General features: G+C 42.4%; 1 protein-coding gene. It reads left to right on the top strand.

What is annotated here, in order from left to right; translation table 11 throughout:
* Window positions 1-172 precede the first annotated feature (172 nt).
* Window positions 173-373 (top strand): hypothetical protein (locus AB4486_RS24545; protein ID WP_372119277.1); only part of this gene is annotated, 201 nt, incomplete at its 3' end.

Genomic DNA, 373 nt, shown 5'->3' on the forward strand with positions numbered 1-373 from the left:
GAATGTAAGTCGCTATTGCTATTGACTAATTTTCAAAGTGCTTTAACTGAACTACTTTAGTGAGTTGATTATCAATAGTGCCACTACTAAATTTATTGTAGGAAATAGCCACAGCGCAGAGTGGGATTGAATCCGCGTTTGGCGTGTTCTGGGCAGAAGTGGGAATATGGATATGGGAAATATCAACCTAAATATACTAGGTCTTGCTAGCGGGAGTGTAGTGCTCGACGCTCAAGGCCAGGTTAGACGTTTGTCTCCGGGCAAACAACCAGCCGCTAGCGACGTAATTATCAGTTTTGATACTAGTGAAGAGAGTTTACCAAGTGTTTCTGCACGTTTTGTAGATAACCAGGGCCAACAAAATCTGCTAGAT

This window comes from Vibrio sp. 10N.222.55.C6 (genome assembly GCF_041473395.1).
GTDB lineage: Bacteria > Pseudomonadota > Gammaproteobacteria > Enterobacterales > Vibrionaceae > Vibrio > Vibrio crassostreae_C.